The following is a 14229-nucleotide window of genomic DNA, read 5'->3' as shown; positions in this document are numbered from 1 at the left end:
TGATAACGGTGATTTCCGGCGAGGTGTTGTGAGGGCTAAACCCCAACATCACCTCGCCTGTTTTACGTATTAAAGACAGATCAAAGGAGTTAGTTAAATGAATAAAAAATCATTTTACGACAGAGCCGGCCGCGGGCTGACGATGTTATGTGCGGCTTTTGTAATTCTTCTTACCATGTCCATCATTTATTATATCGGATCTAAAGGATTATCCACCTTTATTAATCATGGAGTAAGCCTGCGGGAGTTTTTATTCAGCGACCAATGGCGCCCGGATCGCCCGCCGGGAGAAGGGGGACCCCAGGTTGGTTCACTGGCTTTTATAATCGGTTCAATAGCGGTATCCTTATTGTCGGTAGGTATAAGCGCGCCCCTGGGGGTGATAGTGGCGGTGTTTATTGTGGAAATTGCTCCCGGCTGGGGCCAGCGGATACTACAGCCTGCGGTTGAACTGCTGGCCGGCATACCCTCGGTAGTTTACGGCTATATTGGCCTTAGCCTGCTGGTGCCTTTGATCAGGTCTGTATTTGGAGGCGGGGGCTTTAGCTTGATGGCCGGTTTCCTGGTATTATCGGTTATGATTCTGCCAACCATTATCAGTGTTTCCACGGACACCCTGCGGGCGCTGCCCGTGGAATGGAAACACGCTTCTTATGCCCTGGGGGCCACCCGCTGGCAGACTATCCGCATGGCTATGATACCTGCCGCCCGTTCCGGTCTGATAACTGCGGTGGTGCTGGGCATGGCCAGGGCCTTCGGTGAAGCCCTGGCGGTGCAAATGGTTATTGGCAATACGCGGGCAATACCTACTTCTATTTTAAGCCCGATAATGACTCTTACCAGCGCCATAACCATGGATATGGGGGCCACTATTCAGGGCACCACCTGGAACAATGCTCTTTGGTCAATGGGATTGCTGCTGCTGTTGATGTCGTTATTCTTTATTTTAATTATCCGGTTTGTGGTGAGGAGGGGGGCGGTCTAATGAATGCAAAGTTAAAGGATAATCTGGCCACAATTACATTCTGGGTCGGCGCCGGTTTGGTGCTGTTAATTTTGGGGACCCTGCTGGGATATATTTTTTACCACGGCTTAAAGTCTATTGACTGGCAGTTTATTACTTCACCACCTCAATCGATTCGTGCCGGCGGGGGCATCGGGCCGCAAATTTTCAATTCCTTTTATATTTTATTTTTAACTATGGTCATATCTATTCCCATTGGCCTGCTGGCGGGCATCTACCTGGCGGAATACGCCGGGCGCAGCCAACTGGCCGAGGGAGTGCGGATCGCCATTGAAACTCTTACCTCTCTACCTTCCATTGTCGTAGGTCTTTTTGGTTTGCTTGTCTTCGTAAACGCCACCGGGTGGGGCTATTCCATCATGTCCGGAGCGCTGGCTCTAACGGTTTTTAACCTGCCGTTTTTAGTGCGGGTTTGTGAAGAATCCATTCGGGGTGTTTCCCGGGAATTGGTGGAGGGCAGTTTGGCACTGGGCGCCACCCACTGGGAGACTATCTGGCGCATCATTGTGCCCTGCGCTTTTCCCAGCCTGATCACCGGTATTATCATTACCTCGGGGCGGGTATTCGGTGAGGCGGCGGCCCTGCTTTATACAGCCGGCATGAGCAGCCCTCCGCTGGATTTTACCAATTGGAATATATTTAGCCAAACTTCACCTTTAAATCCGTTTAGGCCGGCGGAAACACTGGCCGTGCATATCTGGAAAGTCAATTCGGAGGGCCTCATTCCTGACTTAAGGCGAGTTGCGGACGGTTCAGCGGCGATGCTGGTATTAGTGGTATTATCTTTTAATTTTGGCGCCCGCTGGTTGGGCCGGTTGATTCAAAAGCGGCTTACAGCGGCTTGAGCTATGCTGGTAAACCCAATACCGAATGTGTTTGATACAGGAAAGTGGTGAATGCTGTGCTTGCATCGACTAACAAAATAGAAACCAAAAACCTTAACCTTTTTTATAAAAACTTTCAGGCTCTTTATGATGTTAGTATACCAATTAAAAAAAATAAGGTAACCGCTTTAATCGGCCCCTCCGGTTGTGGAAAATCGACCTACCTTAGAACTCTCAATCGCATGAATGATGTTATTGACGGCACCAAAATAGAAGGAGAAGTGCTGCTTGGCGGAACGAATATCTATGGACCGGATGTAGACCCGGTGCAACTGCGACGGGTGGTAGGAATGGTTTTCCAAAAACCAAATCCGTTTCCGCTGAATATATTTGATAATATAGCTTATGGGCCACGTATTCATGGCATCAAGAACAAGGAAAAGCTGGGGAGTATTGTTGAAAACAGTCTCCGGTCGGCAGCTCTGTGGGAGGAAGTTAAAGACAGGCTGCACAAGTCCGCGCTGGGGCTCTCCGGAGGCCAGCAGCAGCGGTTGGTAATTGCCAGGGTGCTGGCCGTGGACCCTGAAGTGATACTGATGGATGAACCTGCATCAGCTCTGGATCCTATTTCCACATCGAAAATTGAGGACTTGATTCACCAACTAAAAAACAACTATACTATTGTAATAGTTACTCATAATATGCAGCAAGCTGCCCGGATCTCAGATTATACTGGTTTCTTTTTAAACGGTGAAATGATTGAATACGATAAGACTAATGCAATATTCACCACGCCCCGGGATAAGCGTACAGAAGATTATATCACCGGCAGGTTCGGTTAAAAAGGAGCTAAAAAAATGGCAAGAGAGTCTTTTCATGAACAACTTAATAAATTGAGAGACGATATTTTGCTTATGGGCAAAATGGTGGGCAACGCAATTGAATTGTCAATTGCCGCTTTAAAACGTCAGGATCTGGATCTGGCTGAACAAGTGGTCATGGATGATGAAAAGATTGACCGGCTGGAACTGGATATAGAACGCGGGTGTTTGTCACTGCTGGCTTTGCAGCAGCCCATGGCGCGTGATCTCAGATTCATCGGCACAGCTTTAAAAATCAACACCGACCTGGAAAGGATGGGCGATTACGCCTGCAACATTGCTAAAATAGTGCTATTAATAGGTAAAGAACCGTTTATCAAGCCGCTGGTAGATATCCCGCTTATGGCCGATCTAACCCAGGTAATGGTCCGGGAAAACCTGACGGCTTATGTCAATCAGGATCGTGATATGGCTCTGAAGGCCGCCATGCATGACCATGAAATTAATAACTACTATACCAAGGTTTTTAATGAGCTGCTGGAGTTTATGACCAAGGATTCCAAAAACATCAAGCAAGCAACCTACTTTTTATTTATTGCCAGGTACCTGGAACGTATAGGCGACCACGCCACTAATTTAAGCGAGTGGATTATTTACATGATCACCGGGGAAAGGTTAGAATTAAATGAATCCTAATAAATCGTGGGGCACCCGCCAGGGGTGCCTCTACGATTTATTAGCACTTTAGGAAAGTATACCTTGCCATATATATGGCAAGGGCTAAGGAATAAAGTATAAAAACGCGCGCGCTAATGGAACTGATTTAGCGCGCGTTTTTTAGTAATGTAAAGTAAAATTCCGACCCCACCCCGGGGGTGCTATGTACCCCCACTGTTCCGCCGTGCAGGTCTACTATGTGTTTTACTATGCTCAGTCCCAGGCCGGTTCCACCCATAGCCCTGCTCCTGGTTTTATCCACCCGGTAAAACCTTTCAAAAATTCTGTCCAGATCTGCCGCGGGAATACCGATACCGTTGTCCCGAACCCGGACGACAATGTTTCGATCGTCCTCTGAAACTTCAACTTCTATCCTGCCACCGGCGTAGGTATATTTAATCGCATTATCGATTAGATTAATCAGCACCTGGTCGATCATGTCGCTGTTAACTTCGGCCACCACCGGTTGGCCGGGCAGCGCAAGCTTTAGTTCAAGCCCGGAACTGTCGATTTGTCCATGCAGCTTCGCGGCTGTATCCCGGACTATTTCGTTGATATCCACCGGATTGGTTTTAATTTGCGCATGTTTTGATTCTATTTTTGATAAATCTAAAAGGTCGTGCACCAGGCGGCTTAAACGCGCGGCCTCGTTGTCGATGATCTCGATGAATTCCCGGCAGGTGTCCTCCTGGTACATGGCCCCGTCCAGCAATGTTTCGGTAAAACCTTTGATAGCTGTTACCGGTGTTTTTAATTCATGTGACACGTTATCAACAAATTCCGTGCGAATTTTTTCCAGTTTTCTGATCTGGCTGATGTCGTGCAATACTGCAACCACGCCGTTTAAAGCGCCCGACTGGTCGCGAAACGGTGAGACAATCACTTCCAGAATCGCCTCTTCCGGGATAAATATTTTTACTTCCTGCTCAATAACCTGTCCTTTTTGCAGTGCGTCATTTATCGCGGATGATAATTCCGGGTATCTTATCGAAGAGCCGTGGGGTATGTCCGCACCTCTTTTAATCAGGAACGCCAGGAACTTTTCCGCCGCCGGATTAACCAGATCCACCCGGCCCAATTTATCAATAAAAATAACTCCGCTGGACATGTTGGCCAGAACTGCTTCAAGCTTGTTTTTACCTTCCGAAATCAGCCGGACTTTTTCTTTAATCGTATCCGCCATTTCATCCAGTGTCATGGCCAGTTTCCCAATTTCATCACTGCTTCTGATCCTGACCCTGCCGTCATAATTGCCTCTGGCAATCTGCCTGGCAAAATCGATCAGCTGTTCAACCGGACCGGTTATTTTTTTACCCAGCGTGAGCCCCACCGGAATAGCAATTAACATTGCAATCAATATAGCCTTCAGCACGTCTGACCATAAACCAAAAAAAGCATGCTTTATTTCTGTAAGGGGCAGTGCTAAACGCATATAACCATCTTCGGTGCCATGTGCTTTTATCGGTACTGCGACATACATCATATCGGTGTTAAGGGTTTTACTATGGCGAATGGCGGTCCCTGAGCCTTTTTGCCCGGCAGCCTGAATTTCAGGACGGTTTAGGTGATTCTCCATGCTGGTGGGATCTCTTTCTGAATCACCCAGCACGAGCCCCCTGCTATTGATGATGGTTGCCCTGGCCTGGACATCTTCACTGATTTGCCCGGCCAGTTGTTCCAGGCCGTTTGCATCTAAAATGCCGATTTCCTCAGCTACAAGCTTAGAAGCAAGCAAAGCCTGTGACGTCAGCCTCTTTTCGAGGTTTTGATAAAAATAATTTTCCAGGGAATTTAAAAGATATGTTCCCAGAATAAGCATGGAGAGAATAACCACGGCAATGTATGAGACTGTTAATTTCCAGCGCAATCGTTTAAAGATCATGAGTACCAGTTACCTACTCCCCTTTGAACTTATAGCCCACACCTCGCACTGTTTTAATGTAAACAGGATTTTTGGGGTTGGCTTCAATTTTTTCGCGCAGGTGGCTGATGTGAACATCTACAATCCTGGTATCTCCGTCATAAGTGTAGTCCCAAATATGGTTGAGCAGAATGTCCCTGGTCATTACCTTGCCTGCATTCCTGGCCAAAAAGTCCAGCAGTTCAAATTCTTTGGGGGTAAGCTCAACCTGCTGCCCGCTGACCTTGACCTCGTATCGCTCCGAATCTATGGTCAGCGTTCCAAATTTGATTCCTTCTTCCGGCTGGCTTTGGTCCTCACGGGCCGAAGTTCTCCTTAAAACCGCCTTAACCCGGGCCACCAGCTCCCGGGGGCTGAACGGCTTGGTGATATAGTCGTCCGCTCCCAGTTCCAGTCCCAGCACGCGATCTATCTCCTGGTCCTTGGCGGTTAACATGATCACTGCCACCGGCAGCCCTTCCCGGCGCACGCGCCGGCATACTTCAAGACCGTCAATTCCGGGCAGCATTAAGTCAAGTATCACCAAATCCGGCTGTTCTAAAGCAATCTGATTCAGCGCTTCGTTGCCGTCATATGCTTCAAGAGTTCGGAAACCCTCTTTACCCAGGTTAAATGTCACCAGCCTGACGATAGACTTTTCATCATCAACAACCAATACTGTATGCGGCATTAAATCCAACCTCCGACAAAGCATTTTTTATTCGATATATTCTATAAAGTGTTTTACCAGGGCAGGGTCGAACTGCGTGCCTGCACACCTTATTATTTCCTTTTAAATTGTATATCCAACACCGGATTTTCTCCCTTTCAATTTAGCTGTGGGGATGGACGACTCTGTTGCCCGTTGCGCTACTTTAAACCTTGAGTTTTATTACGACGTTTAACGTGTATTTCCTTTAAAAGTAAGCAATTAAACTATTTTGCGAGTACTCAAATGAGTATACTTTCCTGGTGAATTGGTATGTTAAACAGTGGGGTGAATCATTTGAAAAACAAAAAAACATATGATGCCAATGATTTAATGCCACAGCCCGATACCAGGCCGGGTCCGGGGTTGAAAAAAATAAAAAATTTAGAGGATGAGGATACTAATCCCCTGGCGGCGTTGAATGCGGAAAAGGATGAGAAAGAGGAGCATATCTAAAGTACCGCCCCAGTAACAGAGGTCTGATCCCGCACCCGCCGGCATTTATGCCCGTGCCATTTGTTGCTGAAGCTGTTCCGATCCTGTTTTGATCAAAGTTGCCACCCACAGGTTTACCAGTGCCAGCAGCGCCGCCACCAAAAAAACGTACCTGAAACCCATAAACTGCCAGAGCAGCCCGGCGAAAAACGGGATGGTCATGGAAACTACATGATCCACGGTTACTCCCATGGATAAGGTTGGGGTCAAATCACTTTTTGATTCAATGATTTTATTGAGGTAAGTGGTCCTGGCCATCAGGCAGGCAAACAGCAGGTTGTCGCCGATAAAACAGGCATAAGCGATGAATAAGGCGACACCGGCCGGAAAAATATTTTTCGCAAAGCCGTAACCAAGGCACACCACCACCAGAGCGGCGGATTCCAGCATAATGATGGTTTTCTCGCCAAGCTTGTCGATTGCTATGCCCAGTGCCGGTTTAAAAAATATTCCCAGCGCGGTTCCAATCATGCCCAGTATAGCGAATGTAGTAACCGGCTGGTGAAATATTTTTATCAAAACCCATGGTCCAAAAGTAAGGAATATCTGCTTGCGCGCACCGAAAAGAACGCTCAGCACGTAATAAAGAGTATATTTTTTCTTGAACATAATTTTCGTAGCCGGCCGCTTGATTTTCTCTATCTTCATACCCCACAGGCAAATTACCGCCAGTATTGCCATAAGGGCAGCAAGGGCAAAGGTAAAACGGTAGTTAAGGTGGAAGTAGCGGAAGCCTCCCCAAACAATGATGTAGCCAATCAGAGATGCGGCTGTGTTGACGGCGCTCCACTTGCCCAGCTTGCGCCCGACTTCTCCCGGATCTGACAGGCTGACCGTGATACTGTTGGCAATGGGGGTAAAGAGATGAGCTCCGGCGCTCCACATTAGCATCCAGACTACTGACCAGTGCAGAGTAGGGGCGAAGAACCCCTGGCCGAACAATCCCAGGGACATAATGATTAACGAAACCATGCCAATTCTAATATCGGCCAGAGCAAGCAATGCACCGGCTAGAATTACAGTAAGAAAGCCCGGCAATTCCCTGAAAAACTCCAGCCCGCCCCGGGTTGTCTCGCTGACGTTAAATGTATCAGCGATATAATTGTTAAAAGTCGGGTCATAGAGGCCGGTGTAGACGCCTAAAAATGCTCCTGCCAGGCAAAATAAAAAAAAGTCTCTTCGTCTGCCGGTTAATTTAACGCTGCTCATATTTTCTTTTCCTTCCTAATATTAAATAACATAGATTGGTTAACACTTAGATTATATTAACACTTTTAGTCCATGGTTTCTATAAAAGAACTGGCTATTACGAGCTCAGCCCGCCCCTACACCTCTTTATCTTTTTCTGATCTCGTTAACCGCCGCTAAGACTCCCGCCTCTACAGGCGGGAGTCTTAGCGGCGATAAACTCGAAATAAGTGCGGCTAAGGTTCAGGTGGGGTCAAAACCCCACCTGAACCAAGTTTTCTTTATTGTGCCGCGTCAGCGGCATGTTGATCTATCCGAGCTAATAAATTTTACAGGGCTGGTTATTGACATAGGTTCAAAATAAGCATATTATATCAGTATGAACAGATGATCATAATCTTGGGAGGGAGTACTGTGCGAAGAATTATGTGCGTTTCTTGTGGTAAAAGTATCACAGTTGACAGTTGCACAGGCTTGAGCTGCAGGGATATGAGTTGTCCTGATTGCGGCGGCAGGATGGTCCGGGATCATTCCGTCGGCGCTCTAAATGCCACGGGCAATCAAGGCATTGCCGGTGGAAAACAAAATAATACATTTATTTTTGGAAGCGGCATGGGTAATATGGGCCGTGGAATGAATGGTGGCCGGGGTATGAATAAGGTCCGGGGTATGAACCAGGGCCGAGGGCGCCAGAATTGTGGGAGGTCGATTTAAATGAGAATTGCCGTTAGCTCCACCGGTTACGAGGCTGCGGAACCGGCAGAAGAACGCTTGGGCCGCTGCAATTATTTTTTAGTATTCGACGAAGCGGAGAACCTGTTGGAGGTATTAAAAAACGATGCCGCATTAAGCGCTGCCGAAGGGGCCGGAATTAAGAGCGTTCAGACTTTGATCAATCACAAGGTGGATGTGGTGCTTACCGGCAGAGTAGGACCAAAGGCTATGAGCGCCATCCAGGCAGGCGGTTTGGCTGTTTATACCGGTGTTTTTGGAACAGTTGCCCAAAGCTTGAAAAGCTATCTAAAAGGTGAAATGCAGCCCCTAGCCTCACCTAATTCCGCCAGTCATTCCGGTATGGGTTCGCAGGCGCGGGTGAGAAGATGATAATTTCAGTGGCCAGTGGTAAAGGCGGAACGGGTAAAACCACGGTAGCAGTTGGTATGGCCCTGGCGCTGCAATCCATCGATAATCAGGTTACTTTTTTGGACTGTGATGTGGAGGAACCAAACGGGCATATTTTTATTAAGCCCGATATGCAAAAAAATGAAGATGTTTATATCCAGGTGCCGGAAATTAACCGGGAAAAATGCGACTATTGTGGAAAATGTGCTGAGCTGTGTGCATTTAATGCCCTGCTGGTGGCCAGTGAAAGCGTAGTGGTTTTCCACGAATTATGCCACGGGTGTGGCGGCTGCAATTATTTTTGCCCTCAAGGGGCGGTAAACCTTATCCCTAAAAAAATCGGCACCATTGAAGTGGGGTCGGCGGCAGAGGGACTCAATTTTGCTCATGGCATGTTGGAAATTGGTGTCCCCTTAAGCCCGCCTCTGGTTGATGCAGTAAAAAAGAAACAGGATGGGGGCGTCACTATCATTGACGCCCCTCCGGGGACCTCATGTCCTGCTGTTCACACAGTGCGGGGTACGGATTTTTGTCTTTTGGTTACTGAGCCTACCCCCTTTGGGTTAAATGACCTGGCGCTGGCCGTCGAGATGGCCAGGGCACTTGGTGTGCCGTGTGGAGTACTGGTTAACCGCGCCAGGGAAGGGTGGGACATCATTGATAAATATTGCCAACATAATGGTATTAGTATTTTAATGAAGATACCATTAAGCCGTGAAATCGCCGGAGCTTATTCCAGAGGGATACCTCTAACATTCCTGGATAAGGAATGGGAGGATGCTTTTAGGCGTCTTTTCCGGGATATCAGGGGGATGGTTGAGAGTGAAAGAGATAACTGTCATTAGCGGTAAAGGCGGAACCGGCAAGACAAGCATTACCGCTTCCTTTGCAGTTTTGGCCCACAACCACGTCATGGCGGACTGTGATGTTGACGCCGCAAATCTTCATATATTACTGTTGCCGGAGATCAAAGCAAAGCATAATTTCTGGGGCATGCCCAAAGTTGAAATTGATGCTGAAAAATGCAGCGGTTGCGGTATTTGTGAAGATTTATGCCGCTACGGGGCGATCAAGGATGGCTCTGTTAATAAAATGGAGTGCGAGGGCTGCCAGGTTTGCTACCATGCCTGCCCCGAAAAAGCTATACGTCTGGTTGAGACTCACGCCGGAGAGTATTATATCTCCGAGACCCGCTTTGGTCCGTTTGTACACGCCCGGTTGGGAATAGCCCAGGAAAATTCCGGCAAGCTGGTGGCCGAAGTGCGCCGTCAGGCGCGTGACCTGGCCCAGCGGGAAGGACGGGAATTAATCATCACCGACGGCCCGCCGGGTATTGGTTGCCCGGTGATTTCCTCGCTGGGGGGCACGGATCTTGCCGTCGTAGTAGTTGAACCTACGATTTCATCCATTCATGACCTGGACAGAGTGCTGAAGCTAACAGAACATTTTAATGTAAAAACTGCCGTATGCATCAATAAGTGGGACCTTAATCTTCGGAACAGTAGTATAATAGAAGAAGCCTGCCGGAATATGAATGTTCCCGTTATCGGCAAAATCGGCTATGATATTACTTTTATGGCTGCAGTGATGAAAAGAAAGCCGGTTATTCAGATGATGAGTTCCGCGGTAGAGGATATTGTTTCCCTCTGGCATAATGTTGAGGGAGTATTGAATAGCTAAAAAGGGAGAGAAAAAAATGGCGGAAAACGAAAAATGTGATTCCTGTAATCAAAAAACTGAGGGATGCACACCTGACAAATGCGGCATTGATATTTTACCCCAAAACGATTATACCGAAATCAAGCATGTTATTGCCGTAATGAGCGGCAAGGGCGGGGTGGGAAAATCGTCAGTTTCGGCGCTGCTGGCATTAAGCCTGGCCCGCAGGGGGTACCGGGTGGGGATTCTGGATGCTGATATCACCGGACCCAGCATTCCCAAAATGTTCGGCATCAGCTCGCGTCCGCTGCATGATGAAAATGTGCTTTACGCTGCGATGACCAGTTCAGGAATTAAAATCATGTCGCTGAACCTGCTGCTGGAAAACGAAGACCAGCCTGTAATCTGGCGGGGGCCGATTATCGCCGGTGCCGTAAAACAGTTTTGGACCGACGTAGCCTGGGGCAAAATTGATTTTATGGTTGTGGATCTTCCTCCCGGTACGGGTGATGTGCCCCTTACCGTTATGCAATCACTGCCCCTGGACGGGATCGTGGTAGTAACATCACCTCAGGATCTGGCCAACATGGTGGTCAGAAAAGCCGTCAACATGGCCAATCACATGAATATCCCCCTGCTGGGCTTTGTGGAAAATATGAGTTACCTGCGCTGCCCGGATTGCGGCAAGGAAATAAAAATTTTCGGAGAAAGCAAGTCAGCTTCTCTGGCGACCTCCATGGGCCTGCGCTTACTGGAAAAATTGCCGGTCGATCCTGAACTGGCCGAGCTCTGCGACGCCGGTAAGGTAGAGAACTACGGGGCGGAACTGTTTAAGGACATAGAGCATTTGGTCTTAAAAAAATCCGGTGCCAGTATCTGTTAATAGCCAAAAGCTATGCAAAACCCCCTCTATTAAAACCCCTTCTATCTGGAAGGGGTTTTAAACTGTTCAGCCCGGATTTTTAATTTTAAAAGCAGATTTTTATCGATTTATGTCTTTGATGTGATATTATTTATTTATGGAATATCCTGGCCCCATGGCTGTAGACAGGCTGTGCTCTGGAACAGCCATTTTCATGTTTGGCAATAGTAGGCTATGCCGTTGGTTATAATAAAGAAGACTTGGTTCAGGTGGGGTTTTGACCCCCACCCGAACCTTAGTCGCACTTATTTCGAGTTTATCGCCGCTTAACCCCCGCCTGTAAAGGCGGGAGTCTTAGCGGCGGTTAACGAGATAAAGCTATTGCGTAATTTGAATTCCGGAGGTGGAAAAATGGGAAATAAAATAACGGGCTGGGCAGTGTGGTTCTTGGTTTTAGTGTTATCGGCATTTATCGTGCCATACCAATTTTTGTCCGGAATTTCGAATGTATACGGTGCTTTCATGTACTGGGGAATTTTTGCGCTGGCCGCCATGATTAGCGTCGGCATTATTACCGCCAGATGGAGGGAATAAGTTTTGAGTTCATATTATATTTACCTGGCTATTGGGTTGTATTTTGCTCTTGGAACAATTGTGGCCGTTTATGCCCGCAGGGGAATGGGACGGGGCATGGCCGACTTTTTTCTGGCCAACAGAACAGTTAACGGTATTGTTGCCGCGCTTACCTACAGCGCTACTACCTACAGTGCCTTTATGCTGGTGGGACTGGCCGGGTTTACCTACATTGGCGGCGTGGGGGCCTGGGGCTTTGAGCTTATTTATTTATCGGGCCTGGTGCTGGTGGCTTTCTTTGGACCAAGGTTCTGGCTGGCGGGTAAAAAATATAACTATATCACGCCTGCCGAACTGCTGGGCGACCGTTACCAGAGTAGGGCGGTTCAGGCGATCACAGCCATAACTTCAATAATTTTTTTGATCCCCTATAGTGCGGTGCAGCTTATCGGGATAGGAACTTTGATGGAGGGTATGTCCAAAGGTACGATCCCGTTTATGGCGGGTTTAATCATTGCCACTGTGGTTGCCGTCGTTTGGGCCTTTATGGGCGGGATGAGGGCTGTGGCCTGGACGGATTCCCTGCAGGCCTTGATTATGATAACAGTTTCCACCCTTTCGGTAGTGTTTATTATCCACCGGGCTTTCGGTGACGCGGGGACAATGTTCAGCATGTTGGAGAAAAATTACCCTGGCTGGCTTTCCGTCCCGGGTCCCGGCTTTTTTAATTTTAATACCTTTCTCGGTCTTAGTTTGCCCTGGTTCTTCTTTTCCCTATCCAACCCGCAGGTCAGTCAGCGCTTGTTTATACCCCGGTCGCTAACCCACATGAGGACTATGGTGATGGGTTTTTTATGCTTTGGTTTTGTATATACCTTAATTTCAGTGCTCTGGGGCTTTTCCGCGCGCTTGTTGGTGCCCGACCTGTCCAATGGCGATCTGGCCACACCGGCGTTATTGTCCATGAACATTATACCTCCGGTAATAGCCCTGCTGGTGATGGTGGGGATTACCGCCGCGGCCATATCAACAATTAACTCAATTGTGCTGACCCTTTCCTCGATGATCTCCCAGGACGTGATTAAGCAGATCATGCCTGCTGTTGAAGAGAATAATCTGCTTTTAACCGGCAAAATTTTTGTGTTTCTCTTTACGCTGGGGGCGTTTGTTTTTGCCACCATGCGTCTTGGCTTGATCGCAGTGCTGTCAGTGGCTTCCTCCGCCGGCCTGCTGGTAACCGTGCCGGCTATATTCGGCGCGTTTTTCTGGAAAAGGGGAACTGCCGCTGCTGTGGTTGTTAGTATCCTGGCGGGTGGCACCGCCGCTTTGCTGTTTCAATTTGCCAACATCAAGCCGCTGGGCTGGGGACCCGGTGTTTGGAGCGGGATTATTTCCACAGTGCTGTTTATTGTCGTCAGCTGGTTTACAAAGCCGCCCGCGGCCAAAGCGGAAGAATTCATGGAGTATATTAACGGCGCGTTAAAAGAAAAGAATGCTATCTAAATGCAGGAGTTAGGAGTCAGAATTCAGGAGTCAGAATAAAAAAATTGAGTCGGAATAATGTTCTTACCATGGAATTCGACTATGACCCTTGAATACTAAACGGGAGGGGAACTTATGTCTAAAAAAGCGGTTATTGTGGTAGACATGCTGAACGACTTTGTTACCGGCTGTTTAAAATGCGAAAGGTCTTCCAGAATTATAGCGCCGCTTAAAAAACTAATTGAGACCGCACGGGCGAGAGGTGTTCCTGTAATTTATTCCAATGACGCCCACTATAAAGGAATGGATAAAGAACTTGAGCATTGGGGCGATCACGCTATTGCCGGTACCGCAGGCGCGGAAGTGATCGAAGAGCTAAAGCCGGAGCCCGGTGACTATATTGTGCCCAAGAGGAGGTACAGCGGCTTTTTCCAGACCGACCTGCAGCTTATATTGACCGAACTGGGTGTGGATACGCTGATTATCACCGGCCTGCACTGCCACATGTGTGTGCGGCATACCACGGCGGACGCCTTTCAGTGGGGCTATAAAATAATCGTTCCCAGTGATGCCACCGACGCCTTTACGGAAGAGGATTATCAGATGGGGATGAAATATCTCGTCGATGTTTACGGTGCGGATATAAAAAATGTAGACGAAATACTAGAGTCATTATAGTATGACGGAGGGTTCTATTATGGCTCGCTGTGAGTCCTGTAAATTCAGGGAGCGTGCGGAGAGAAAGCCGGGATCCCTTATTGGCAAGTTGTGGAGGTGGCACACCAAATGGTGCCCCGGCTGGAAAGCATACCAGGCTGAACTTGCCAAAAAGAACAAGTAACAAATAATAAGC

17 protein-coding genes are annotated in these 14229 nt (G+C 48.0%); 14 read left to right on the top strand and 3 right to left on the bottom strand.

The genetic code is table 11. The features are described from left to right. The first annotated feature begins 97 nt into the window (after window positions 1-97). Genes pstC through phoU form a run of 4 tightly spaced genes read left to right on the top strand, consistent with a single transcriptional unit; the run spans window position 98 to window position 3365 of the window. A complete protein-coding gene (gene pstC, locus BM056_RS13755; protein ID WP_092472007.1) occupies window positions 98-985 on the top strand; it encodes a phosphate ABC transporter permease subunit PstC in 888 nt (295 codons plus the stop codon). Next, a complete protein-coding gene (gene pstA, locus BM056_RS13750) occupies window positions 985-1869 on the top strand; it encodes a phosphate ABC transporter permease PstA (protein ID WP_092472006.1) in 885 nt (294 codons plus the stop codon). Before pstC ends, pstA begins: the two co-directional genes overlap by 1 nt. Before the next feature lie 44 nt (window positions 1870-1913). After that, entirely contained in the window at window positions 1914-2690 is a 777-nt protein-coding gene (gene pstB, locus BM056_RS13745) for a phosphate ABC transporter ATP-binding protein PstB (protein ID WP_435050966.1), read from the top strand. 15 nt (window positions 2691-2705) lie between these two features. Continuing rightward, entirely contained in the window at window positions 2706-3365 is a 660-nt protein-coding gene (gene phoU, locus BM056_RS13740) for a phosphate signaling complex protein PhoU (protein WP_092472004.1), read from the top strand. Between the two features lie 127 nt (window positions 3366-3492). On the opposite strand, the gene pnpS is transcribed toward phoU, so the two are convergent. Beyond that, window positions 3493-5268, bottom strand: a complete 1776-nt coding sequence (gene pnpS, locus BM056_RS13735; protein ID WP_092472003.1) for a two-component system histidine kinase PnpS — start codon at window positions 5266-5268, stop codon at window positions 3493-3495. 13 nt (window positions 5269-5281) lie between these two features. Beyond that, window positions 5282-5977 carry a response regulator transcription factor gene (locus tag BM056_RS13730; protein ID WP_092472002.1) on the bottom strand — a complete coding sequence of 232 codons (696 nt, stop codon included), beginning with the start codon at window positions 5975-5977 and terminating at the stop codon, window positions 5282-5284. Window positions 5978-6292: 315 nt separating this feature from the next. Here BM056_RS13730 and BM056_RS26260 point away from each other — a divergent pair, with 315 nt between their 5' ends. Beyond that, on the top strand, window positions 6293-6451 hold the full coding sequence (locus BM056_RS26260; protein ID WP_165613525.1) for a hypothetical protein: 159 nt from the start codon (window positions 6293-6295) through the stop codon (window positions 6449-6451). 45 nt (window positions 6452-6496) lie between these two features. Here the strand turns inward: BM056_RS26260 and BM056_RS13725 are convergent, their stop codons facing one another. Continuing rightward, the gene (locus tag BM056_RS13725; protein ID WP_092472001.1) at window positions 6497-7699 is read right to left on the bottom strand and encodes an MFS transporter; all 1203 of its coding nucleotides are present in this window, start codon (window positions 7697-7699) and stop codon (window positions 6497-6499) included. 393 nt (window positions 7700-8092) lie between these two features. Between BM056_RS13725 and BM056_RS13720 the strand changes: the two genes are divergently transcribed. The 9 genes from BM056_RS13720 (at window position 8093) to BM056_RS26255 (ending at window position 14217) form a co-directional block, all read left to right on the top strand. Beyond that, the gene (locus tag BM056_RS13720; protein ID WP_092472000.1) at window positions 8093-8392 is read left to right on the top strand and encodes a hypothetical protein; all 300 of its coding nucleotides are present in this window, start codon (window positions 8093-8095) and stop codon (window positions 8390-8392) included. Continuing rightward, entirely contained in the window at window positions 8393-8782 is a 390-nt protein-coding gene (locus tag BM056_RS13715; RefSeq protein ID WP_092471999.1) for a NifB/NifX family molybdenum-iron cluster-binding protein, read from the top strand. Next, window positions 8779-9645 carry a P-loop NTPase gene (locus BM056_RS13710; RefSeq protein ID WP_092471998.1) on the top strand — a complete coding sequence of 289 codons (867 nt, stop codon included), beginning with the start codon at window positions 8779-8781 and terminating at the stop codon, window positions 9643-9645. The genes BM056_RS13715 and BM056_RS13710 overlap by 4 nt, the downstream gene beginning before the upstream one ends. Beyond that, a complete protein-coding gene (locus tag BM056_RS13705) occupies window positions 9623-10480 on the top strand; it encodes an ATP-binding protein (protein ID WP_092471997.1) in 858 nt (285 codons plus the stop codon). Before BM056_RS13710 ends, BM056_RS13705 begins: the two co-directional genes overlap by 23 nt. Window positions 10481-10496: 16 nt before the next feature. Next, window positions 10497-11342, top strand: coding sequence for an Mrp/NBP35 family ATP-binding protein (locus tag BM056_RS13700; RefSeq protein WP_092471996.1), 846 nt, complete (start codon window positions 10497-10499; stop codon window positions 11340-11342). A gap of 390 nt (window positions 11343-11732) precedes the next feature. Continuing rightward, window positions 11733-11915 carry a hypothetical protein gene (locus BM056_RS13695; RefSeq protein ID WP_092471995.1) on the top strand — a complete coding sequence of 61 codons (183 nt, stop codon included), beginning with the start codon at window positions 11733-11735 and terminating at the stop codon, window positions 11913-11915. 3 nt (window positions 11916-11918) lie between these two features. Continuing rightward, window positions 11919-13397: a sodium:solute symporter family protein gene (locus BM056_RS13690; protein WP_092471994.1), complete on the top strand. Its 1479-nt coding sequence runs from the start codon at window positions 11919-11921 to the stop codon at window positions 13395-13397. Window positions 13398-13511: 114 nt separating this feature from the next. Further along, the gene (locus BM056_RS13685; protein WP_092471993.1) at window positions 13512-14054 is read left to right on the top strand and encodes a cysteine hydrolase family protein; all 543 of its coding nucleotides are present in this window, start codon (window positions 13512-13514) and stop codon (window positions 14052-14054) included. A 19-nt stretch (window positions 14055-14073) separates the two neighbouring features. Continuing rightward, the gene (locus tag BM056_RS26255; protein ID WP_165613523.1) at window positions 14074-14217 is read left to right on the top strand and encodes a hypothetical protein; all 144 of its coding nucleotides are present in this window, start codon (window positions 14074-14076) and stop codon (window positions 14215-14217) included. Window positions 14218-14229 lie beyond the last annotated feature (12 nt).

It is taken from the genome of Desulfotruncus arcticus DSM 17038 (assembly GCF_900113335.1).
GTDB lineage: Bacteria > Bacillota > Desulfotomaculia > Desulfotomaculales > Desulfallaceae > Desulfotruncus > Desulfotruncus arcticus.
This window is presented reverse-complemented; position numbering and strand designations above follow the sequence as displayed.

Excerpts from the sequence above, each read along its gene's own strand:
- BM056_RS13715 (WP_092471999.1), top strand. The coding sequence starts at position 8,393 with ATGAGAATTGCCGTTAGCTCCACCGGTTACGAGGCTGCGGAACCGGCA.
- phoU (WP_092472004.1), top strand. The coding sequence starts at position 2,706 with ATGGCAAGAGAGTCTTTTCATGAACAACTTAATAAATTGAGAGACGAT.
- pstC (WP_092472007.1), top strand. The coding sequence starts at position 98 with ATGAATAAAAAATCATTTTACGACAGAGCCGGCCGCGGGCTGACGATG.
- BM056_RS13695 (WP_092471995.1), top strand. The coding sequence starts at position 11,733 with ATGGGAAATAAAATAACGGGCTGGGCAGTGTGGTTCTTGGTTTTAGTG.
- pnpS (WP_092472003.1), bottom strand. The coding sequence starts at position 5,268 with ATGATCTTTAAACGATTGCGCTGGAAATTAACAGTCTCATACATTGCC.
- BM056_RS13685 (WP_092471993.1), top strand. The coding sequence starts at position 13,512 with ATGTCTAAAAAAGCGGTTATTGTGGTAGACATGCTGAACGACTTTGTT.
- BM056_RS26255 (WP_165613523.1), top strand. The coding sequence starts at position 14,074 with ATGGCTCGCTGTGAGTCCTGTAAATTCAGGGAGCGTGCGGAGAGAAAG.
- pstA (WP_092472006.1), top strand. The coding sequence starts at position 985 with ATGAATGCAAAGTTAAAGGATAATCTGGCCACAATTACATTCTGGGTC.
- BM056_RS13700 (WP_092471996.1), top strand. The coding sequence starts at position 10,497 with ATGGCGGAAAACGAAAAATGTGATTCCTGTAATCAAAAAACTGAGGGA.
- BM056_RS13725 (WP_092472001.1), bottom strand. The coding sequence starts at position 7,699 with ATGAGCAGCGTTAAATTAACCGGCAGACGAAGAGACTTTTTTTTATTT.
- BM056_RS13710 (WP_092471998.1), top strand. The coding sequence starts at position 8,779 with ATGATAATTTCAGTGGCCAGTGGTAAAGGCGGAACGGGTAAAACCACG.
- BM056_RS13730 (WP_092472002.1), bottom strand. The coding sequence starts at position 5,977 with ATGCCGCATACAGTATTGGTTGTTGATGATGAAAAGTCTATCGTCAGG.